This is a genomic window from Kocuria sp. NPDC057446 (assembly GCF_042802875.1).
Taxonomy (GTDB): domain Bacteria; phylum Actinomycetota; class Actinomycetes; order Actinomycetales; family Micrococcaceae; genus Kocuria.
In genome coordinates this window covers 1-21,093 of record NZ_JBHVDI010000015.1, presented here as the reverse complement: position 1 = coordinate 21,093, position 21,093 = coordinate 1, and the positions used below count along the sequence as shown (strand labels likewise).

General features: G+C 70.7%; 19 protein-coding genes and 1 pseudogene. 7 read left to right on the top strand and 13 right to left on the bottom strand.

Annotated elements, in window-relative coordinates:
* Positions 1-227: 227 nt before the first annotated feature.
* From ACFU0Y_RS03615 to ACFU0Y_RS03605, 3 genes are read right to left on the bottom strand one after another with little or no spacing between them, the layout of a single operon-like run.
* Positions 228-1,475, bottom strand: coding sequence for an NAD(P)/FAD-dependent oxidoreductase (locus ACFU0Y_RS03615; protein WP_380213081.1), 1,248 nt, complete (start codon positions 1,473-1,475; stop codon positions 228-230).
* 2 nt (positions 1,476-1,477) lie between these two features.
* A complete protein-coding gene (locus ACFU0Y_RS03610) occupies positions 1,478-1,801 on the bottom strand; it encodes a 2Fe-2S iron-sulfur cluster-binding protein (RefSeq protein WP_380213080.1) in 324 nt (107 codons plus the stop codon).
* 57 nt (positions 1,802-1,858) lie between these two features.
* Positions 1,859-3,052 carry a cytochrome P450 gene (locus ACFU0Y_RS03605; protein WP_380213079.1) on the bottom strand — a complete coding sequence of 398 codons (1,194 nt, stop codon included), beginning with the start codon at positions 3,050-3,052 and terminating at the stop codon, positions 1,859-1,861.
* 115 nt (positions 3,053-3,167) lie between these two features.
* On the opposite strand from ACFU0Y_RS03605, the gene ACFU0Y_RS03600 reads away from it, so the two are divergent.
* Positions 3,168-4,124, top strand: a complete 957-nt coding sequence (locus ACFU0Y_RS03600; RefSeq protein ID WP_380213078.1) for a LysR substrate-binding domain-containing protein — start codon at positions 3,168-3,170, stop codon at positions 4,122-4,124.
* On the opposite strand, the gene ACFU0Y_RS03595 is transcribed toward ACFU0Y_RS03600, so the two are convergent.
* Complete coding sequence (locus tag ACFU0Y_RS03595; protein WP_380213077.1) at positions 4,082-5,101, bottom strand: phosphotransferase enzyme family protein; 1,020 nt, start codon at positions 5,099-5,101, stop codon at positions 4,082-4,084. The two genes, ACFU0Y_RS03600 and ACFU0Y_RS03595, sit on opposite strands and share 43 nt — an antisense overlap.
* Positions 5,102-5,311: 210 nt before the next feature.
* On the opposite strand from ACFU0Y_RS03595, the gene ACFU0Y_RS03590 reads away from it, so the two are divergent.
* From ACFU0Y_RS03590 to ACFU0Y_RS03580, 3 genes are all read left to right on the top strand, one after another.
* Complete coding sequence (locus tag ACFU0Y_RS03590; protein ID WP_380213076.1) at positions 5,312-5,929, top strand: TetR/AcrR family transcriptional regulator; 618 nt, start codon at positions 5,312-5,314, stop codon at positions 5,927-5,929.
* Between the two features lie 41 nt (positions 5,930-5,970).
* Positions 5,971-7,287, top strand: a complete 1,317-nt coding sequence (locus ACFU0Y_RS03585; RefSeq protein WP_380213075.1) for an aspartate aminotransferase family protein — start codon at positions 5,971-5,973, stop codon at positions 7,285-7,287.
* A 197-nt stretch (positions 7,288-7,484) separates the two neighbouring features.
* Positions 7,485-8,438: a helix-turn-helix domain-containing protein gene (locus tag ACFU0Y_RS03580; RefSeq protein ID WP_380213074.1), complete on the top strand. Its 954-nt coding sequence runs from the start codon at positions 7,485-7,487 to the stop codon at positions 8,436-8,438.
* Positions 8,439-8,527: 89 nt separating this feature from the next.
* On the opposite strand, the gene ACFU0Y_RS03575 is transcribed toward ACFU0Y_RS03580, so the two are convergent.
* The 4 genes from ACFU0Y_RS03575 to ACFU0Y_RS03560 all read right to left on the bottom strand — a co-directional run bounded on the left by ACFU0Y_RS03575 (position 8,528) and on the right by ACFU0Y_RS03560 (position 13,853).
* Complete coding sequence (locus ACFU0Y_RS03575; RefSeq protein ID WP_380213073.1) at positions 8,528-9,532, bottom strand: ABC transporter permease; 1,005 nt, start codon at positions 9,530-9,532, stop codon at positions 8,528-8,530.
* Positions 9,529-11,061, bottom strand: coding sequence for a sugar ABC transporter ATP-binding protein (locus ACFU0Y_RS03570; RefSeq protein WP_380213072.1), 1,533 nt, complete (start codon positions 11,059-11,061; stop codon positions 9,529-9,531). The genes ACFU0Y_RS03575 and ACFU0Y_RS03570 overlap by 4 nt, the downstream gene beginning before the upstream one ends.
* A 77-nt stretch (positions 11,062-11,138) precedes the next feature.
* A complete protein-coding gene (locus ACFU0Y_RS03565) occupies positions 11,139-12,086 on the bottom strand; it encodes a sugar ABC transporter substrate-binding protein (protein ID WP_380213071.1) in 948 nt (315 codons plus the stop codon).
* 114 nt (positions 12,087-12,200) lie between these two features.
* A complete protein-coding gene (locus tag ACFU0Y_RS03560; RefSeq protein ID WP_380213070.1) occupies positions 12,201-13,853 on the bottom strand; it encodes an amidohydrolase in 1,653 nt (550 codons plus the stop codon).
* 301 nt (positions 13,854-14,154) lie between these two features.
* Between ACFU0Y_RS03560 and ACFU0Y_RS03555 the strand changes: the two genes are divergently transcribed.
* Positions 14,155-14,628, top strand: a complete 474-nt coding sequence (locus ACFU0Y_RS03555; protein WP_380213069.1) for a DUF3237 family protein — start codon at positions 14,155-14,157, stop codon at positions 14,626-14,628.
* A 348-nt stretch (positions 14,629-14,976) separates the two neighbouring features.
* Here the strand turns inward: ACFU0Y_RS03555 and ACFU0Y_RS03550 are convergent, their stop codons facing one another.
* Positions 14,977-15,699, bottom strand: coding sequence for a GlxA family transcriptional regulator (locus tag ACFU0Y_RS03550; RefSeq protein WP_380213068.1), 723 nt, complete (start codon positions 15,697-15,699; stop codon positions 14,977-14,979).
* 796 nt (positions 15,700-16,495) lie between these two features.
* On the opposite strand from ACFU0Y_RS03550, the gene ACFU0Y_RS03545 reads away from it, so the two are divergent.
* Positions 16,496-16,834: a rhodanese-like domain-containing protein gene (locus tag ACFU0Y_RS03545; protein WP_380213067.1), complete on the top strand. Its 339-nt coding sequence runs from the start codon at positions 16,496-16,498 to the stop codon at positions 16,832-16,834.
* Between the two features lie 157 nt (positions 16,835-16,991).
* Here the strand turns inward: ACFU0Y_RS03545 and ACFU0Y_RS03540 are convergent.
* Positions 16,992-17,477, bottom strand: a pseudogene (locus tag ACFU0Y_RS03540) (alcohol dehydrogenase catalytic domain-containing protein); the annotation flags it as partial.
* A gap of 276 nt (positions 17,478-17,753) precedes the next feature.
* On the opposite strand from ACFU0Y_RS03540, the gene ACFU0Y_RS03535 reads away from it, so the two are divergent.
* On the top strand, positions 17,754-18,011 hold the full coding sequence (locus ACFU0Y_RS03535; protein ID WP_380213066.1) for a hypothetical protein: 258 nt from the start codon (positions 17,754-17,756) through the stop codon (positions 18,009-18,011).
* 131 nt (positions 18,012-18,142) lie between these two features.
* Here ACFU0Y_RS03535 and ACFU0Y_RS03530 read toward each other — a convergent pair whose 3' ends face one another.
* The 3 genes from ACFU0Y_RS03530 to ACFU0Y_RS03520 all read right to left on the bottom strand — a co-directional run bounded on the left by ACFU0Y_RS03530 (position 18,143) and on the right by ACFU0Y_RS03520 (position 20,419).
* Positions 18,143-18,433 carry a hypothetical protein gene (locus ACFU0Y_RS03530; protein ID WP_380213065.1) on the bottom strand — a complete coding sequence of 97 codons (291 nt, stop codon included), beginning with the start codon at positions 18,431-18,433 and terminating at the stop codon, positions 18,143-18,145.
* A 333-nt stretch (positions 18,434-18,766) separates the two neighbouring features.
* Entirely contained in the window at positions 18,767-19,921 is a 1,155-nt protein-coding gene (locus ACFU0Y_RS03525) for an AI-2E family transporter (RefSeq protein ID WP_380213064.1), read from the bottom strand.
* A 243-nt stretch (positions 19,922-20,164) separates the two neighbouring features.
* Entirely contained in the window at positions 20,165-20,419 is a 255-nt protein-coding gene (locus ACFU0Y_RS03520; protein ID WP_380213063.1) for a winged helix-turn-helix domain-containing protein, read from the bottom strand.
* Between the last annotated feature and the right edge of the window lie 674 nt (positions 20,420-21,093).

The following is a 21,093-nucleotide window of genomic DNA, read 5'->3' as shown; positions in this document are numbered from 1 at the left end:
GTGACGCCTTTCCCGTTCCGTCATCGGCGTGCGCGACGTGTCCGTCGTCACACTCGGGGTCAATTCTAGTTCACCGCACCGGACACGTTCGGCCCCCTGCGACGCGCGGTGCATCACGGCCCCGACCAGGCCCGCTCCTGTCGCCGTCCACGCGCTGTCGCCCTCGGGTGGGCGAGTCGGGCGGCCGGCGGGCGTCGGGGCACGCCCGACCCCTGGGGGACGGTGGATCAGGCGGCGCTCGTGGCGGCGTGGGCGATGCCCTGGAGCTCGAGGGCAGGGTCGGCGGCCTGCGCCGGTGTCAGGGGCACTCGCCCGTGGATGAGCTTGCGTGCGGTCATGTGGTCGGCGGGGCGGTTGATCGACTCGACGGCGACCAGGTGGCCCTGGCGGAAGCAGAACACGGAGAACTTGCCGGCGGTGGGGTCCCCGCGCACCACGGTGTGGTCGCCGGGGCGGTGCAGCCCGGCGATCTGCAGCTTCCAGGGTCCTTGCCGGCTCCAGAACCAGGGCAGGTCGGCGTAGTCGGCGGTGCGGCCGAGGATGGTGCGGGCGGCGTGGCGGGCCTGGTCGGTGGCGTTCTGCACGGACTCGAGCCGGCTCCGGATCCCTGCGTGCACGCTGGGGAAGCTGGCGCAGTCCCCGACGGCGAGGACCGCCGGATCGGAGGTGCGCAGCGACGCGTCGACGACGATGCCGTTGTCGACCTCGAGCCCTGCCTGCTCGGCCAGTGCCGTGCTGGGCACCACGCCGATGCCGGCCACGACGAGGTCGGCGGGACACCGGTCCCCCGTGGTCGAGACCACGGCCTCGACGCGGCCGGTGCCTTCACAGCGTTCGATGCCCTCGCCCAGGCGCAGGTCGATGCCCGAGGCGAGGTGGGCCCGGGCGAACCAGTCCCCGGTGACGGGGCTGACGGCCCGGCCCATCGGCCGGGGGGCGAACTCCAGGACGGTGACCTCCAGCCCGCGGGCCTGGGCGACCGCGGCGAACTCGAGGCCGATGAACCCGGCCCCGATGACCACGACCCGGCGGGCAGCGGTCATCGCCGCGCTCAGCCGCTGGGCGTCGTCCAGGGTGCGCAGGCCGTGGACACCGTCCAGCTCGGCCCCCGGGCAGGTGAGGCGCCGGTTGGCCGCGCCCGTGGCCAGGACCAGGTGCGCGTAGGGCACCACCTCGTGGGTGTCGAGGTGGACGGTGCGCCTCTGCCGGTCGATCCCGGTGGCGGTGACGCCGGTGCGCAGGTCGATGCGGTGCTCCTCGGCGAAGCGGGGGCCGCGCAGGGGCAGGGGGGCCGCGTCCTTGCCCCCGAGGTAGTCCTTGGACAGGGGTGGCCGCTGATAGGGCGGGTGGGGATCGTCGACGACCACCGTGACGGTGCCCTCGTAACCTTCGGCGCGCAGGGTCTCGGCGACCTGCAGGCCGGCGTGGCCGCCCCCGACGACGACGACGCCGGGCTCGTGGTGTTCGGCGCTCACGGTCACACCTGCTCGGCGGGCACGTCGACCTCGAGGTCCTGCAGCTCTCCTCCGGTGGTCACCTGGCAGCCCAGGCGGGACCGGTCGGTGCGTTCGGCCACCGTGCAGTCGAGCATCTCGTCCTCGTCCTCGCCGACCGGCGGCAGGAGTTCCTCGGTACCGGGACGGAGGTAGACGTGGCAGGTGGCGCACATGGCCTGGCCTCCGCACTCCCCGACGATGCCGGGAACGCCGGCGACGACCGCCGCGCGCATGACGGAGGTGCCGTCCTCGACGGTGAGCGTGCGCGCTGCGCCGTCGGGCTGGTGGTAGGTGATGGTGGGCATGGGAGCTCCTGGCGGGGATCGGTGAGGGGTGCGGATCAGCGGGTGCGCGGGGTGGGGTCAGTCCCAGTGGACGGGCATGTGGACCATGCCGCGGAAGACCCAGCCGGCGTCCACCGGCGGGTCCTGCGGGTGCAGGCGGAGACCGGGCAGCTCGGCGAGCACAGCCGGCATGGCGATCTGGGCGACCGAGGCCCGGGCGACCCAGGTGCCGGCGCAGAAGTGGGAGCCGCCGCCGAAGGCCAGGTGCGGGCGCTTGGGGCGGAGGAGGTCGAAGGCCTCGGGGTCGTCCCAGATCCTCGGGTCGCGGTTGGCCGCCCCGATCACCACGCCCAGACGGGCCCCGGCGGGCAGCCGGACGCCTTCCAGGACCGTGTCGGCCACGACCTGGCGCGGGTACATGCCGATGGGGGCGACCCAGCGCACGGACTCCTCGAAGGCCGCCAGGTGCAGCGACGGATCCTGTTGGACCTCCTGCAGCTGCTCGGGGTGGGTGAGCAGCGCCCAGATCGTGGTGGACAGCACGTCGCGGGGTTCGTTGAGGCCCCCGCCGATGGTCATCTTGAGGTTGGCACGGATGGCCTCCAGCGGGATCGGCATCGAGGAGAGCCCCGAGAGCAGGCTGTGGTCCGGGTTCTCCTGGAAGTGGGGGAGCATCTCGTCGATGGCGGCGTCGACCTCCGCGGAGGACTTCTCGCTCTCGGCCCAGACCTCCGGATCGTCGGCGTAGTTGCCGGTGCCGTCGATCATGGTCTGGCTCCAGCGCTGCATGTCCTCCTGGGTGGCGTTGTGGAAGCCGCAGATCAGCCGGAGGTTCTCCGCCGCGTAGGGGGCGGCGTAGTCCCAGACGAAGTCCGCGCCGGGGCCCTTCGCCTTGAGCTCGTCGAGGTACCGGCGGTTGTTGGCTGCGAAGATCGCGTTCCAGTGCTGCTTGATGGTCTTCGGGCGCAGCGTGGCCCCGTAGGAGTCCCGGTCCACCTTGTGCTCGGGGTCGTCCTTGCGCAGCATCGAGTGGCCCATCGACCGCTTCATCAGTGAATCGGTCTCGTCGGCGCTGAAGCGCTCGGCGTCCTGCTCGATGATGTGGCAGGCGGTGTAGTCGGTGACCATGTACCGGTTGACCGCCGGCACCCAGTGCACCGGGGCCTCGCTGCGCATCCGCCGATAGATCGGGAACGGATCACGATGAAGATCCGGGATGGTGACCCAGTCGGCGGTGGGGCAGTCGATCGTTTCGTGCGCCGTGCTCGTCATGGGAAGGGTCTCCTCGGGGGTCGACATGTCGTCCCTCCAGTGTGACCGCGGACATATCATGGGGAAAGAACAGATATCTTGCGATGTTCCACAGAAAATCAGAGGAGGCGGCACCGTGCGCACCGTCGGGTTCACCTTGCGCCAATTGACCTCGTTCGTCGCCGTCGCCGAACTCGGCAGCATCACCGGAGCTGCCCAGCGCCTTCGGGTCTCCCCCTCGGCGGTGTCGGGAGCGGTCGACGAGTTGGAGCGAGTCCTCCGCACCCAACTCACGGTGCGCCGCCGCGCCCACGGCGTCACCCTCACGCGCAGCGGTGAGGACGTGCTGCGGCACGCCCGCAGCCTCCTCCACGAGGCGGAGGATCTGGAGCTGCGCGCCCAGGACTCGGGAGACAACCTGCACGGCCCCCTGATGCTCGGGAGCTACCTCACCCTGGCCCCCACCGTCCTGGCAGAGCTGCTCGCCGCATACACCGAGGAGCACCCGGATGTGGACCTGGACTTCTTCAGCGGCAGTCAGACCGCGGTCCTGGAGAGGCTGACCCGGGGAGAGCTGGACCTCGCCGTCGTCTACGACGTCGCGCTCCCGGCCGGGATCAGCACACATCGCCTGTACTCAGCCGTCCCGCACGTGGTGCTCCCCGCGGATCACTCGCTCGCCGCCGCGGAATGCCTTCCGCTCGAGCGCCTCGCCGGCGAGCCGTTCATCCTCCTCGACCTTCCTCCCAGCCGGGAGAACACCATGGCCCTGTTCGCTGCCGCCGGGGTCACCCCGCACGTCCGTTTCCGCACGACCGACTACGAGATCACCCGGTCCCTGGTGGGACGCGGCCTCGGCTACTCCGTACTGGTCCAGCACCCGGAGGGGGACCTCACCTGGGGCGGACGCTCCCTCGTCCTACGCCGGATCGACCCCACCCCGCGCCCCGTCGACGTCTGCCTCGCGTGGGACTCCGGCGTGCGACCGTCGCGACGGGCGGAGGCCATGCTGGAGACGGCAAGGACCCTGCACGGGGCGGCGGGACCGCGTCAGCCGGAGGCGGCCGCGGGGGATGAGAGCATCGGGGCGTAGCGTGCGGCCAACCCGAGCACCACCGGGACGACGCGCTCGACGATGAACTCGGCCGTCTCGTCGCCTCGCCGGTCGGCGGCCCACCCCAGATAGGTCGTTCCCCGGGCCAGCAGCAGGGCGTCCCACGCCTCGAAGAAGCTGTCCGGCACGGGCCGTGCTGAGCGGTAGCCCTCCAGCAGGGCTCGCCGGTAGTCCTCGTAGCGCGGATGCGGCACCAGGAAGAACAGGGCGGTGGTGAGGTCGAAGAGATGCCAGCCCTCCCCGAAGTCGTCGAAGTCGATGATGATCAGCCGCCCGTCCTGGACCAGGACGTTCTCCAGCGTCAGGTCCGCGTGGATCACCCCGTAGGACTCCGGGGCGGTGCCGATGGCCCCCAGCTCGGCCCTGAGCTTGGCGAGGGCCCTGGCCAGCAGAGCGGCCTGCTCGCGGCTCAGCTCCTCCAGCGCCAGCGGGGTGCCCCACAGCGGCGCCGCACCCGCCAGGCCCTCGACGTCCCAGGCGCTGCGCTCGAAGCCCGGTGTCCGCCCGATCGTCATGGTGTGGTGGTGCAGTTCTGCCGTCAGCACGCCCAGCTGCCGGAACGCCTCGGGCTCCAGCGCCCTGGTCCCCGCGAAGGCCTCGGCCACGTCCCCGAGCGGGAACGACGCCTCCAGCCACTTCTGCACGTCGAGGTAGTACGTCTCACCGCCCTCGGCGTCCACCAGACAGACCAGTTCACCGTTCACCGCGGGGACGACCTCGGGCACGCTCATCCCCCGCTCCGCCAGAGCCTTGAGATAGGCGAGCTCGGTCCTGATCTCAGCGTCGGTCCGATAGCCGGCCCGGTGCAGGCGCACGGCATAGCTCGCCCCGGTGGGCTCGGTGAGACGGAAGATGTAGTTCTCCCGGTACTTCACCAGTTCCAGCGCCGCACCCTCGACGAAGCCGTACCGCCGGAGCGCGATTCGAACAGTGCGGATTGCTGTGCCTGTGTCCATGGTGACGTCTTTCTCGTGACGGAGAGGATGGCCGGAGAATGTGAGCCGCCTCACGACAAAACTAAAGTGTGCCCACTTCGATAAGCAAGTACCCATAGCCTTCACCTTTTTCCCAGCGTGTGCAATGATTCGGCACGAGCCGTTGAGGCTCACTCCAGCGGAGCACCGGGCCGGGGGGGCCCGGACCGACGGCAGGAAGGCGGTCACCCCATGAGCACCTCCGACGAGCAGCAGTTGTCCTTGCGTGAGCGGAACAAGCTGCGAGCCCGGGCGGACATCCTCGATGCCGCAGCCGAGGCGCTGAGCGAGGCCGGCTACGCCGGCACCACGCTGGAGGAGCTCAGCCGGCGTGCCGGGCTGTCGCGCCGCACGGTGTACGCCTACTTCCCCGAGGGCCGGGATCAGATCGTCCGCGAGGTGTACCTGCGCATCGGCGCCGAGGTCTACGACCGGGGCAGCACCCTGCGCGAGGAGGCTCGCGGGCTGGTCGATCGGGTCACCGCGCTGGCCCGGGCCCTGGTGGAGGCCACCAGCACACCGGCCGGCCGGTTCTACGGAGTGATGGGCCCGGACATCGTGCCGGTCCTGGCGGGTGTGCTGGGCATGACGTCCAAGTCCGTCGAGGAGCTCATCAAGATCGACCTGCTGGCGGCACAGGCCGCCGGACAGCTGCCCGAGGATGTCGCCATCGACGCGATGGCCGCGGCACTGACCGGCGCCATCCGCGCCTGCGGAACGCAGGCGGCCACCAGCCCGGGCACCGCCGAGCAGCAGATCGCCACCATCACGCTCCTGACCCGGGGCCTGCTCAGCCGCGCGGCCCTCTGACCTCTCACGGGCTACTGACGCGTTCACACCGAAGGACAGCCATGACCGCAGAAACCACCTCCTCGGCAACCGCTGAGCCGCAGGCCGGCTCCGACCTCCTGGCGCGCCGTTACGCCACGCTGGGCCGGCACTCCCCACTGTTCTACGACACTCCCCTGGAGCTGGTGTCCGGCCACGGGGTCTGGCTCACCGACGCCCAGGGCAGGACCTACCTGGACGGGTACAACAACGTCCCCCACGTCGGGCACGCCAACCCGGTGGTCGCCGACGCCGTCAGCGCCCAGCTGCGCACGATCAACCTGCACACCCGCTACCTCAACAGCAGGGTCGTGGAGTACGCCGAGGCCCTGCTGGCCACCTTCGAGACCGGCCTGGAACGGGTGTTCTTCGTCAACAGCGGCTCGGAGGCCAACGAGCTGGCCCTGCGCCTCGCCCGCCAGCACACCGGGCACACCGGCGTGCTGGTCACCGACTTCAACTACCACGGCAACACCATCACCCTGGCCGAGATGACCACCGGGCTCACCACCCGCGAGCCCCTCGGCGCCCACGTGCGGGCCCTGCACATCCCCGACGTGATCGGAGCGGCCGACGAGCGGGAGCTGCTCGAGCAGGCCCTGACCGGGGTCGACGCCGCCATCGCCTCCCTGCAGGAGACCGGGCACGGGGTCTCGGCGTTCCTCTTCGACCCCCTGTTCTCCACCGAAGGGCTGCTGCACACCCCGGCCGGATACATCGAAGGCGTCACCGCCCGGGTTCGGGCCGCCGGCGGCCTGGTGATCGCCGACGAGGTGCAGTCGGGCTTCGGCCGGATCGGCACCAGCATGTGGGGCCACCAGATGTTCGAGCTCACCCCCGACCTGGTGACCATGGGCAAGCCCATGGCCAACGGACACCCGGTCGGTGCCGTGGTCACCACCGAGGAGCTGCTCGACGAGTTCGGCCGGCACAACATGTACTTCAACACCTTCGCCGGCAGCCCCGTCTCCTCCGCCGCTGGAATGGCCGTGCTGCAGGTCATGGAGGAGGAGGACCTCATGGCCCGGGCCCGGGAGCTCGGCGAGCACATCGGGGGCCGCCTGCACGGCATCGCCGAGGGCGATCCGCACGTGCGTGCCGGCCGGGGCCGTGGATTGTTCTTCGGCCTGGAGTTCATCGCTCCTGACGGGGAACGACGGACGGCAGCGGACCTGACGAAGGCACTGGTCGAGGACCTGCGCGAACGCGGCGTGCTGATCAGCCGCATCGGCCCTCACGACAACGTCCTGAAGATGCGCCCACCCCTGGTGTTCACCCGTGAGCACGCCGACCTGCTGCTGGAGCAGCTCGAGGCAGCCCTGCACGCACTGCCCCGGTGAGGACCGGACCGCCCCCAGCGTGCACGAATCGTTGAAGTGACCGGATCGCGGAGTGGGGCGGCAGCGCCCGGCCCGCTCCCGCTGTCCACGTCGTGAGGTGCCTGCGCATCGCTGCTGCGCCGTCCGGCGCCGCCGTTGCTTCTGCGATGAACCACCGCACCGTATCGGATCGACACCTCACGATGGAGTGCAGCCAGATGACCCTCGACCAGACCGTGGAACGCCCGGCGAGACCCACCAGGTACCTGAGGTTCGCGGCGTTCCGCAGCGCCGCGGCACGAGCCGTCGTCGCTCTCGATGTCAGGACCGACCGGCCCGACGACTTCCAGGGCGCGCTCAGTGGCCGGGCGAGCGGTGATGTGCAGCTGCTGACGATCGCCGGGGACGCCCACTCGGTGCACCGCACACCATCGCTGATCGCGAAGAACCCGCAGCACTACCTGAAGTTCACCGTGCTGGAGCAGGGCAGTGGCACGATCGTCCAGGACGGTGGTGAGAACCGTCTGGCTGCCGGCGACATGACCGTCTCCGACACCGGCCGCCCGTACTCCATCGTCTGCGGCGATGACACGCGGATCTCGGTCGTGATGTTCCCCAAGAAGATGCTCGCCCTGCCCGGCCCCGTGATCGCCCGGGCTGCTGCGACGCCCCTGGACAGCGCCTCCGGAATCGGCGCCCTGGTGCGCCCGTACATCTCGTCCCTCGCCCAGCAGGCGTGCGACTTCGAGCCCCACACGCTGCACCGCCTCTCGCAGAACGCGCTCGCCCTGGTGTCGACGCTGCTGGAATCACACGGCGGCTCCCCGGTCGTCGCCGGGACTCAGGAGACTCTCCTGCACCGGGTCCTCGAGTACGTCGACGAGCATCTTGCGGAGCCGGAGCTCAGCCCCGGCATGATCGCGGCTGCGCACTTCGTCTCGGTGCGGTACCTGCACCTGTTGTTCAGTGACCGAGGAACGACGGTCTCGACCATCATCCGGAACCGTCGTCTCGAACGTTGCTATGACGAGCTCCTCAATCCGCTTCATGCGGCGCGGTCCGTGTCGTCGATCGCGTTCGACAACGGCTTCGTCGACCCGGCCCACTTCAGCCGCACGTTCCGTGCGCACTTCGGCGTCGCGCCCAGCTCACTCCGCCGCAGACGGCCTTAGCCCTGGTCCCAGCACCATGGTGCTGGGACCCGTGGGGACGAGCCGGCGCGGACGGACGCGCATGACGGCGGCCGGGCCGGTCCTGGGCGTCAGGCGGTCGTTGCGGCGAGTCGTCGCGCCTTGGTCGCAGCGAGCCGGTCCCTGAGCGCGTGCGTCACGACGCTGAGCCCGATCGCCGCGATCAGCGCGAGGCCGCTGGCCACGGACTGCCAGAACGTCGTGACCCCCAGCAGCACGAGCGAGTTGTTGAGCGCCCCGTAGAAGAGGACGCCGACGAGCACCCCGAAAACGGTTCCCTCACCTCCGGTCAGCGCCACCCCACCGAGCAGCACAGCGGTGAGGACGACGAGCTCGAAGCCCGAACCGATCTGGCCGGCCGGCGCACTGTTGATCCGTGCCACCACGACGGTGCCGGCGAAGCCGGCGAACGCGCCCGAGAGGACGAACAGCACGAAGGGAATGACCTTCACGTGCACGCCGGAGAGGTAGGCCGCTTCACGGTTGACGCCGAGGGCGTAGACCTGCCGTCCCACCGGGGTCAGCGTCAGGAACACTGCGGCCACGACGAGCAGGATGCCGGCGATCCAGACCGACAGCGGGACGCCGGCGATCGTGCCCACGCCCAGGAAGCCGAACTCGTCGCCGAAGTTGTTGCGCGGCGCTGGGCTGACGAGCTGGGCGACACCTCGCACCGCGGTGAGGGTGCCCAGGGTGGTGATGAAGGAGTTGAGTCCCAGGACCGTGACGGCGAACGCGTTGACGAGCCCTACGGCGGCGCCGGCGAGCATGGCCAGGACGATGGCCACGGCCGGCTCGCCTGCTCCCTTGTCCATCACGACGGCGGCGACGACACCGCCGAGCGCGAGGGATGATCCGACGGACAGGTCGATGTATCCCGAGATCAGGAGGATCGCGACGGGAATCGCCACGATGGCGATCACCGCGCTGTCCTGGAGCACGCCCCGCAGGTTCTGCCAGGCGAAGAACGAATCGGTCGTGAAGTGGACCGCGAGGACCATGACGATGAGGAGCACGAAGAGCGGCGTGCGGATGACGCCTTCGAGGGCGGCGAGGGCCAGGCGGTTGTTCTTCATTGCGGGAGCCCTTCGGCGGAGTCGATGATTCGTGTGTCGGGATGTGTGCTGTGCACGATCGCCAGGAGTTGGTCGGCGGTGGTGCCGGCGACGGTGTGCTCACCGACGATCTGTCCTCGCTCGAAGATCAGGCAGCGGTGCGCCAGGTCGACGACCTCCTCCGACTCGTTGGTCGCGACGAGGACGCCGACCCCGCGCTCCACCGCGAGTCGTTTCACGGCGTCGTAGATGTCCTTGCGGGCGCCGACGTCGACTCCCTGGGTGGGGTCGTCGAGGAGGAGCACGCGGGTGCGGGCGACGTCGTTCACCCAGCGACCGAGGAGGATCTTCTGCTGGTTCCCGCCGCTGAACCTGCCGGCGGGCAGCGTCGACGACAGGGGGCGCAGGGAGAGCCAGCGCGCTACGGCGTCGAAGGTGGCGCGTTCCGGTCTGCGTGCGCGGAACCCCAGACGCGCCAGTCTCGGCGCGACGCCGACCACGGTGTTGTCGAGCGCCGACAGGGTGCCGAAGAGCCCCTCGCGCGCGCGGTCTCCCGGCACGAGGGCGATGCCTCCCCGCAGTGCGGCGAGGGGCCTGTCGGCCTTCCGCGGCACTCCGTCGACGCTGACTGTGCCTCCGGTCCGGTGGACTCTCCCGAAGAGGGTGTTCAGGAACCGGGTGCGACCGGATCCGATGAGCCCGTAGCAGGCGACGATCTCACCGGCGGCAATCGTCACGTCGATCGGGCCCAGGCCCGGCGAGGTGAGTCCGCGCACGGCGAGGGCGGGGACGTGGTCGGGACGCGGCGGGGCAGGGGGGTCGTGCACGGCACCCTGGCCGTCGCTGATGGCGTCGACGAGGGCCTCCTGGGTGATCTCCCCGCCCCGGGCGCTCCAGACGGCCCTGCCGTTGCGGAGCACCGTGGCCGCATCCGCCAGTTTGATCACCTCCCCGAGGAGGTGCGTCACGTACAGGATGGCGATGCCGCGCGTGGCGAGATCACGCACGAGGGCCCCGAGGCGGTCGGACTCCTCGCGGGAGAGCGCCGCCGTGGGCTCGTCGAGAATGAGGAGCCGGGCGTCCCGCTGGAGGGCCTTGGCGATCTCGACGAGCTGACGCTGACCGATGGGCAGGGCCCGGACCTGCATGTCCGGGTCGATCCCGTGCGCGCCGACCCGCTCCAGGGCGGCCCGCGCGTCCTCGCGCTGCCTGCGCCGGTCGATCAGTCCCCCGCGGGTGTGCTCCTGGCCGATGAAGAGGTTCTCGGCGACGGTGAGCCCGTCGATCACCGTGAGGTGCTGATAGATGACGGCGACGCCCGCCGCGATCGATTCACGGGGGGTGAGGCCGTCATAGGTCCGGCCGTCGAGTTCGATCGTGCCGCTGCTCGGGTGGATCCCGCCACCGAGGCACTTGATGACCGTCGACTTCCCCGCGCCGTTGTGCCCGAGGAGGGCGTGCACCTCCCCGTCGGGGATGTCGAGCGTCACGTCGTCGAGCGCCAGAGTGGCACCGTACCGCTTGGTCAGGCCGTGCACCGATGCGGCCATGGCGTCTCCTTCAGGGGTGAGGGCGGGAGTGACGACCGGGCGTGCGGGCGCCCACGGGCGCCCGCACGGGCCGTCGATCAGCCGCCCAGTTCGGCGATGTAGTCCGCGAGCTCAGGAGTGTCCGCCGTCACGACGGTCACGGGGAGGTCGACGCTGGCGTCGACCTCCCCCTCGCCGAGGGCGACCGGGATGTCGATGACGTTCTTCACGAGCTCTTCCAGCGAGAAGTAGGTCGCGGCGCGGAAGAAGTTGCCCTCCTGCATCTTCTGGAGACCGAAGAGGTTGGGGTCGAGACCACCGACATAGGTCTCCGGGTCGTCCTCCGCGCGGCCGGAGGCGGCGAGCGCCTGGTAGGCGCCCTGCGCGGCGTCGCCCACCGTCGTGACCACGACGTTGGCGTCCGGGTGCTGCGCGAGCAGGGCTGTGGTGGCCGAGAGCCCCTCCTCGGGGGTCACGGCCTGCTGCTCCGCTACGATCCGCAGGTCGGGCGCAGTCTCCTTCAGTCCGTCCAGCAGGCCCTGCGTGCGCTCGATGCCGATCTGGCGCTCGGTCTCGTTGAGCACGATGACCTCGGCCTCCGGGCCGACGTTCTCGAGGGCCCACTCGGCCGCATTCCGACCGAGCTGGTAGCCGGAGTCGTAGAAGCTGAACTGCAGCGTCGCGTCCTGGTTCTCCATGTCGCCGCCGTAGGTGACCCAGTACTTGCCTTCGTCCTGGTACTGCTTCGCGCTGCTCTCCAGGCTCGCCGGGTCCACCGGGAAGGAGACGACGGCGTCGACATCACTCGTGAGGTGGGAGTTGAGCTGACTGATCTGCTTCTGCAGGTCCATCTCGTCGTTGGTGAAGACCACCTCGACGCCCTTCTCGGCGGCACGCTCCTCGACGATGCCCGTGATGGCGCCGTAGACGGGCAGGGCCGTGAACGGGTAGTCGAACAGGATCTTGTCGACGGCGCCGCGCTCGGCGGACTCGGCCGAGGGCTCCGTTGCCGTCGTGGTGCCGCAGCCGACGAGAACGAGTGCCACGGCACCGGTCGACGCAATGGCCGGAATCAATCTGCTGATACGCATGGGAGGTTCTCCTCGGTGTGCTCGGGTGTGGGACAAGGAAGGGCAGGGTGTGGACCTCAGGCGGGGACCTCAGGAGTGGGCATAGACCCGACGGCCGGCGAACCAGGTCTCGACGGCATGCGTCTCGACGATGCGCTCGGCCGGCACGGCGAAGGGATCCTGGTTGAGCACGACGAAGTCGGCGGACTTGCCGACGCTGAGGGATCCGGTCACGTCGTCCATGCCCATGGCCTTCGCACCGTTGACGGTGAAGATCTCGAGCGCCTCCTCGAGCGTGACCGCCTGCTCGATCCACAGGGTGCCGGAGTGCCGACCGAGCGGGTCCGCCCGGGTCACGAGGCCCTGGATGCCCTCCCACGGGTTCGGAGACTCGCTTACGGGCCAGTCTGAGCCTCCGGCCACGAGCACGCCGAGGTCGAGGAGATCCCGGTTCGGCTGCAGCCGGCTCGCCTCCTCACTGGGCCGGACGCCGGCGATCGCGTCGGTGATGACGCCGGGGAACCAGAGGTACGGCGAGATGTCGGCCGCCACGTCGAGGGACGCGAAACGGGGCCGGTCCTCCGGGTGCACGAACTGACCGTGCGCGATGTGGTACTTCGGCTCGAGGTGCCCGGCAGCGCGGACCGTTTCGATGGCGTCCAGTGCCACCCTCACCGATGCGTCACCGGTGCAGTGGATCTTCGCCCCGAGCCCGCGAGCCGCCGTCCGCAGCAACCAGGCCTCGAGTTCCGCCGGCTCCATCGTGGTGACCCCGCAGTGCCCGTGACCGTGCTCGGGAGTCTCGAGATAGGGCGTGAGGAAGGCTCCGGTGTAGGTGGGTGGCACCCCGTCGAGGGCCACCTTGACGAAGTCCGGCCGGTGGTGCGTCGTGCGGAACTCCTCGCCGCGCGCGACGAGCTCGTCGCCGAAGGGAGTGTTGGCGAAGAGGAATCCCGAGGACAGCATGCAGGAGGAGACCCAGGCGTGGAGCTCGTCCGCCTCGTCGAGATCGCGCAGCGCCCCCATGATCTCCACGGTGGCGGCAGCGTCCTGGAAGGCGGTGATCCCGTAGGAGTGCAGGATCTCGAGCGCCCGCCGGCTCGCGCCCCGGTACCGCTCGGGCGTGCGCTGCAACCCGGCGTCCACGGCTTCCGTCAGGGCAATCGTCGCGGACTCGAGCAGCAGACCCGTCGGTTCCCCCGTCCCGGGGTCGCGGACGATGTGCCCCTGGTCCGGGTCGGGGGTGTCTGCTGTGATCCCGGCGAGTTCCAGGGCACGGGTGCTGGCGAATCGGTTGTGGTGGCTGTCGTCGGTCAGGGCGACGGGCCGGCCGCCGGCCGCCTCGTCGAGCCGCTGCCGAGCTGACCCTCGTGAGAAGTCATCGATGAGCACGCTTCCGAAGGCCTCGCCGATGACCCATGCGTCCGGTTCCAGGCCGGCGGAGTAGACGCGCACCGCCTCGACGACCTCGTCGAAGGTGGCGGAGGGCGAGAAGGTCAATTGGTACAGGTCTGTTTCACCCGCCATCAGGTGATGGTTGTGGACGTCGACGAGACCGGGGATCACGGCTGCGCCGGCGAGATCCACGATCTCGGTGTCAGGATCAGCGATCGCCCGCACCTCGTCGACGGATCCGACGAGCACGATGCGACCGCCGGCGACGGCGAATGCCGTCGCGCGCGGCTGCTCCGGGTCCATCGTGCGGACAACAGCATTGGTGACGATGACGTCGGCTTTGCTCACGAGTCCTCCTCGATCCCTCCCCGAGATCCGATCGTCCCGAGCGCTGCCTCAACTATCGGCGCCCGGATGCGCATCGACTTGACCGCCAGTGCACGCGAATTGACCCCTGATGCAGACTTCACCCCTCAGCCATGAGGTCGTCGGACCGGGAACGAGCCGGACGTGCGGAGGAGGAGACCGGAGGAGGAGAGCGGAGGAGGAGAGCGGAGCAGCAGGGCGGAGGGACGGCACCGCTCGATCGCGAGCGCGGGTCTCTCGTGCTGCCCGCACCTGCGGGTGCGCCCGCCTGTAGCTTGATCCCATGACCAACACGCCCTCACCCCCCGCCCTCACCTGGTTCGCCTCGGTCGACGTGGACGTCGACCAGCCCATCACCATCGGCAGCACGACCGACGGTGTGCGCCGTGTGGTCCCCATCCGCGGAGGACGAGCACACGGTGACGGATGGGTCGGCACGGTCCTGGACGCGGGGGCCGACTTCCAGCAGTACTCCTCCCCGGGCCTGGCCCATCTCGTCGCGTCCTACGTCGTGGAGGTGGAGGGCGGTCCGCGGCTCCTGATAGAGAACCGCGCTCTCCGCCACGGAGACCCCGAGGCTCTGGAGCGCCTCATGAAGGGCGAGACCGTGTCCCGGGACGAGATCTACTTCAGGTGCTTCCCTCGCGTCACAGCTCCCGAGGACTCGGATCTGGCGTGGGTCAACTCGCGCCTGTTCGTCGGCACGGGCACCCGCCTGCCCGACAGTGTCCGGCTGGACTTCTTCACCGTGGAGTAGGACGGCGGCCTGCCCCCCCCCCCCCCCCCCCGAACACGAACACGAACACGAACACGAACCACGGAGGCGTCGCACCGAGCCAGGGTCCGCTGATGCTCGACGCCTGCGCATCGTCGTGCACGTCGAGGGGCGTGGAGTGCTCCGCCCAGGGGGCGTATGCGCCCGGTCGTCACCACAGCGTGCTGCCACGCGATGCCCTGCACGGTGCACGGGAACCACCGCGCCACCACTGGGTACTCCGAGGGCAAGGGGAGATCCGCTGTTGCCGCTGGAGGGCATGGGTGTCGCACGCCGTGACGGATCCGCGGGCACTCCCCCGGCGTCCGCCCGGCGGGAGCGACGGAGTCACTACTCCGCTCCGGCCGCCTCCGCCCGGAAGCGCGCACGGTACTGCGAGGGGGAGGTCCTGAAGGCGGCCGAGAAGTTCTGGCGCAGCGTCACGGGGCTGCCGATGCCGCAGGCCGCCGCGATCGTGTCGATCGGCCGGTCGGTCGTCTCCAGCAGCCGGCGCTCGATGTACTGGGCCTGCCCGCCCGCACGGTGCGGGGCGATGACCAGGCTCCGGGCCACCCTGTTCGCCGCGTCGGACCCGAGGCGTGACCGGACCAGGTGCAGGCAGGCGTCCAGCCCCGATGCGGTGCCCGCCGAGGTGAGGACGTCGACGTGGTCGAGGTGGAGCACCGACTCGTCCAGGGCGAGCTCCGGATGCCGCTGCGCCAGCAGGTCGAAGGCCTGCCAGTGCGTGACCGCCATGCGCCCGGCGAGCAGCCCGGCGTCGGCCACCGGGATCGCCCCGAGGCAGAGACCGACGACCGTCGCCCCGTCGTCATGGGCCGCGCGCAGCGTGCCGCGCACCGCCGCACCGGCCGGGCGCCCGTCGAGGAACCACGACGGCATCACGAGGACGTCGGCGCCCGCCGCGGCCGCCAGGCCTCGGAAGCCCTCGATGCCGTACCCCTCGGCGGTGCGGACCCGGCCGGGACGGTCGCCGAACAGGAACTTCTCCCAGTCGCCCAGGCCCTGCCGGGCGACCTCGTCGCAGACCATCTGCGGCACCGACAGGTGGAACATGGTGATCCCGTCGAAGGCATGGATCCCGATCCGTGTGTCGATCCCTCTCTCGCTTGGCGCGAATCCATCGTCTGTCGGCCTTTGCGCCACTGCTGGATCCAGACGGGCGTTCCCAGGATGTGAGGAGCACCCATCACCGGTCGCACCCCCGTAACCGCCGGAACCCCCAGGAGCCCTCCGTGCCCAGCCCTCAGCGCGCACGCGTCCTCGTCGACGTCCAGCAGGACTACTTCGGCAGCGGCCCGCTGCAGATCCAGCACCCGCCGCACAGCGAGTCGGTCCCTCGCGTCGTCCGGGCGATCGAGGCGGCCGGCGCCGCCGGGATCCCCGTCGTCGTGGTCCAGCACGCGATGGGCGAGGGCGCGCCGCCGTGGCCGGTCGTTCCGCCTGAGGCCCTCGCCCGTCCACTGATCTCCACTGCGATTCCACAGGACGCTTCCGGGACACGCCGGAGGCGCCCTGCCGATGCTCCCGCCGGGGTCCGGCGCGAGCTCGATCGTGCGCCGGAGACCGGCGTGGGACGTCCCGCGAGAGGCACCATCGATCGTGTCCGCACCCACCACGCCCCACCCCGCCACGACGGAGGCCCTCCGGAGGCAGTGCACGGGCGTGGTCGGCAGAATCCATGACCTGTGGGTAACCTCAAGGCACGGAATCCGCCCTGCTGGTCGAGCACCTGCTCGTGGCACCCTCGTCGACGGGCCCGCGCTGGTGACGGGGAGCCGCCCGCCGCGCTTCCTTCCGGTCACGGCGGACGTTCCGACGCGCCGATGAACGCCCAGAGAGGAACTCGTCGATGAGTGTCCGACACTTCTTCCGCCGGCCCCCGGCCGTCTCCGCCGATGAGGCCATGCGCCTCGTCGACGCAGGCGCGCTGATCGTCGACGTCCGCCGCGACCAGGACTGGCGCCGCAACCACATCCCGGGCGCGCAGCACATCCCGCTCGACCAACTCGAGAGTCGCGCCGATGAACTGCCGGAGGACCGTCTGCTCATCACCTTCTGCACAGGAGGACTTCTGTCCTCCGGGGCGGCGAACCTCCTCCTCGACCTGGGATTCGAGGCCACCAACATGGTCCGCGGGCTCATCGACTGGCGCAGGGCCGGCGGGCCCCTCACGAGCGGCACCGGCTGAGGGGGTGCGTCCCGGCACCGAGCCCGGCGGTGGTCAGACCGAGCATGTTGCCACATCGCATGATCGCCCCGGGACACCATCCCACCCCAGCAATAGGGCAACAATGATCACGTCGAACGGTAGGCGCCGGCAGCCCGGCAGCGATCGTGGGGAGTGAGGGCGTTCCGGGACGGCTTCCGGCGCAGAGCAGCGGGGCGGCCGCGGCGACGTCCAGGGACTCGGGCACGGACAGGACGGAGCCCGCGTCGACGACCACGTGGGTGGAGTAGCCGCCCTGGGTGATGGTGCCGTCCCGGTCCGGGCCGCCGTCGGTGGACACCATGCCCTCGAGGCAGTACTGCTCGTCCCCGTTGCGGCAGTTCGTGCACTGCCCGCAGGAGTTGACCGTGCACCCCACCCCGGCGCGGTCCCCGACGACGTGGCCGGTGACCTCGGGGCCGACCTCGGCGACGGTGCCCACGCTCTCGTGGCCGGGCACCAGGGGGTAGGGCTGAGGCCCCCAGTCGCCGTTGCCGGTATGGATGTCGGAGTGGCAGAGCCCGGCATAGGCGATCTCGATCAGCACGTCGTGCGGACCCACCGCACGGCGGGTGACGGTGGTGCGCCCGATCCGCCCGGTGGCCACCGGGGGTGGGATGGTCAAGACCGTCGGTCTCGCCTACGGTGGGAGCAAGGTCGAGCAGACGGCCTTTCCGTCCCAGCGGCCGGGTTCCCGGGAACGCCCGGACCGGCCTCTCTGACACCTCGCCGTGCAGCGCTCCTGCTGGTGGGTCCCACCGGGCATCTCATCCGTGCCGGTCGAGCCGGCGCGGGACCTGGTGACGGCACCTGCTTCTCCGCTCCGGCAATCACCGCATCGTCCGGGACCAGCATCTGCTCACGAGGTGCGGTCCCCCCTTTTCCGCATGAGGACATCACCATGAGCACACCCAGCACCGCAGCCCACGACAGCACCACCGACTCCCCGGATGCTGTCCCCTGTTCCTGCCTGGATCCGGCTCAGGCCTTCCCCGGCGATCTCGAGGGCTTGAGCATGAGCGAGCTGCAGGTGCTGCACTCGAGGATCTGTCGCCAACTGGACCGGGACTACCTCACCGGCCCCGGCGGCCCCCACCCCTGCACCGCCGACCGGCTCCAGGACGTCCTCGACGAGCTCGACGCCCGCGACGCCGCCTGAACCGGCTGCCGTCCTGAGCTCATGCCCGGTGCCGGGTGTGAGTTCCGGGCGGCCCGGTCGGATCGGCCGGCGGACGTGTGCCTGCACCACCCGGGGGACACCGTGGCGTCCGCGATCCGGGAGGGCGGATCTCACGACCCGGTGTGCCCGACGCTCGGCGGGAAGGAGCGAGGGGTGCTGCTGCGCTCGGGCTCACCGTCGCCGCGGTGGTGGGGGTTCTCCCTCTGCGGGTCCCCGGTGCTGGGAGGCGGCGTCGAGCTGAACTCCACGGTGACGGTGGTGTCCGGGAACAGCTCGCGGACCCGCTCGCCCATCCGGGCCACCTCCTGCTGGTCGCCGGCTGTCGGCTTCCCGGTGACGATCAGGGTCACGGTGTGGCCGGTGCGATCGATGCGCACGAGGACGGATGCAGAACGGCTCATGACCGGGACCTCTCGTGGCAGGGCCCCCCGAGGGGCCGGCTGCTTGACCTCCCCGAGGAGGTCTCGCCACCGTAGGCCATCCGGCTGGGCGCCCGCCCGGCCCCTGCTCGGATCACCGACTTATACCGGCAGGACGCCGTCATGAACCCAGGCCGCTGGTGCCCTGATCTCAGGCAAGCCGGCCCGCCAGGAGACACATCGGCACCCCGGCCGTCACGGGTCACGACCGAGCCGCCCGGAGCATCAAGCCACCCAGGGGCTGGTGCACGTCGGTGATGTGCGTCCGCCGCGGTCCTGGGGCGCCCCTGCCGGTCCTGCGGCGCGCCGGTGCCTTCAGCCGCCGACGGGCGCGTCCGGGGCCGGTGGGTACGGCCGCCGGGCACCGGGACGCACAGCTGCTCGGGAGGAAGCATCGGAGTTGCGGGGGTTCGGGAACCAGATCTGGATCAGGGCCCATCCCACCGCGGTCAGCGGTACGGCCAGCACCGCCCCGACGACGCCGGAGAGGATCCCGCCGGCGGCCAGGGCGAGCAGCACCACCAGCGGGTGGAGGCTCAAGGCCCGGCCCAGCACCATCGGCTGGAGCACCCGCCCGTCGAGCTGATTGATGGCCACCACCACCGCCACCACCACCAGCGCCACGACCGGGCCGTTGGCCACCAGGGCCACCAGGGCCGCGACGCCGCCGATCAGGGCGGCTCCCACGATGGGGACGAAGCCGCCCAGGAAGATCAGCACCGACAGGGGCAGGGCCAGGGGCACCCGCAGCACCAGCAGGGTGACCCCGATGACCACCGCCTCCAGCAGCGCCACCACGGCGGTGCCGCGCACGTAGCCGCCCAGCACATGCAGGGTCGTGGTGCCCGAGGTCAGCAGCTTCTCCAGGGTCGCACCGTGGAAACGTCTCAGGACGAACGCCCAGATGCGGGCCCCGTCCTGGAGGAAGAAGTAGAGGATCACGGCCACCAGCACCGCTCCGGTGACCACCTGGGTGGCCGCGGAGATCCCCAGCAGCGCCCCGGCACCGAATCGGGGGCTGGCCGTGAAGTCGACGACGGCTGTGATGGCCTCGTCCAGGCCCTGCTGGCCGACCGGGATCGGCCCGGACACGACGAACTGGCGCAACCGGTCCAGCCCGCCCACCGCGGAGGCCACCAGCTCCGCCCACTCGCTGCGCACCGCGAAGACCATGCCGGTGACCACCCCGCCCAGGACCACGATCGCGGCCACGAACACGATCCAGGTCGCCAGCGCCCCGGGCACACGGTGCCGGCGCAGAAAGGCGACCAGGGGGTTCAGCGCAGCGGCCAGGATCAGGGCGATCAGCAGCGGGATCACCACCAGCTTGAGTCGGATCAGCCCGTAGACCACCACCACCGTCGCGCTCAGCAGCACCAGCCCCTGCAGCGCCCGGGTGGTCGCCCGCCCCAGCGGGTCCGCCCACAGATCACGAGGGTGCGAGATCCTGCGATGCCGTGGACGCGTCACCGGAATCGCCCCTCCTCCGTTCCGTCGCTGCCTGGGTTCAGGATGCGCCCACGAACTCATCGGTGCCAAGACCCCGGACGGCGCCCGACGACGCCCCCGGACGACCCAGCATCATCCGCGACAGGATTTCGCCCGAGCCGAGCACCACGTGTGCATGATCGGCCGACTGCCGTGGCGGAGAGCCGGCCGCACACCGCGTACGACGCCAGCCCACACCGGGACCGGCGAACACGACGGGGCGCTTCACCGGACAGTCCCCGACGGGGCCCTCACCCCGGAGGTGAAGATCGCGAGGAGCTCGCCCACCTCGTGGCTGGCCGTGGCCGGATGGCGGAAGTGCTGGTGGGTGTCGAGGGTGTAGTGGCTGCGCCGGCCCACTCGGTGCCGGGTGAGGTAGCCGGCGTCCTCGAGGTCCTTGAGAATGGCCAGGGTAGCTCGGGCGGAGATGCCCACCTGGGCGGCGATCTCGGCCACCCGGGCGTCCTGGGATTCGGCCACAGCCAGGAGGACATGGCCGTGGTTGGTGAGGAACGTCCACGGCGGGCGCTGGACCGGGCCGGGGGTCTCCGTCCCTGTCGCGTCGGAGTGGCCTGGGGCCGGGGATGAGGCCCGGGCCGTACCGGGACGGGAGCTCGGTGGCAAGGTCGGGTCCTTTTCGTCGGGAGGCTGGTACTGAGGCTCGGTCGGCACGTGGACACGGGACGGGTGGCCCATGGGACTACTGCAGGGCCGGGGCGAGTCCGAGGGAGATGAGCCCGACGGCGATCACCGAGGCGGCGGCGGCGAAGAATCCGGCCGAGATGGCGATCGAGCCTCAGGGGCGTGGTTGCCTGGGGTGCCGGGGGCCGGGGCGTTCATGGAATGCCTCTCGATCGGTGCAGCTGGTGGTCGTCGCCGGTCCGCGGAGTGGGTGGTGCCTGCTTGGTGGGTGGTGGTGATCGACCCTCTGCCGGTCCGGGCGGCTCGACGCGTGGTCGGTGGTGCTGGGGTGCGGTCACGGATGCGGCGCACCGCCGGGGACAGGCATCACAGTTGGGCCAGTCGGCGGGAGCGCGCCGGACGGTGCACGCTGAACGAGGAGCCTCCGGCCTCCGCCACGAGCAGGATCTCGGCCCCGTGCCGCACCGTGGGCACCGGCAACTGTGCCGGGGTGACGACCACGGCCGCTCCGA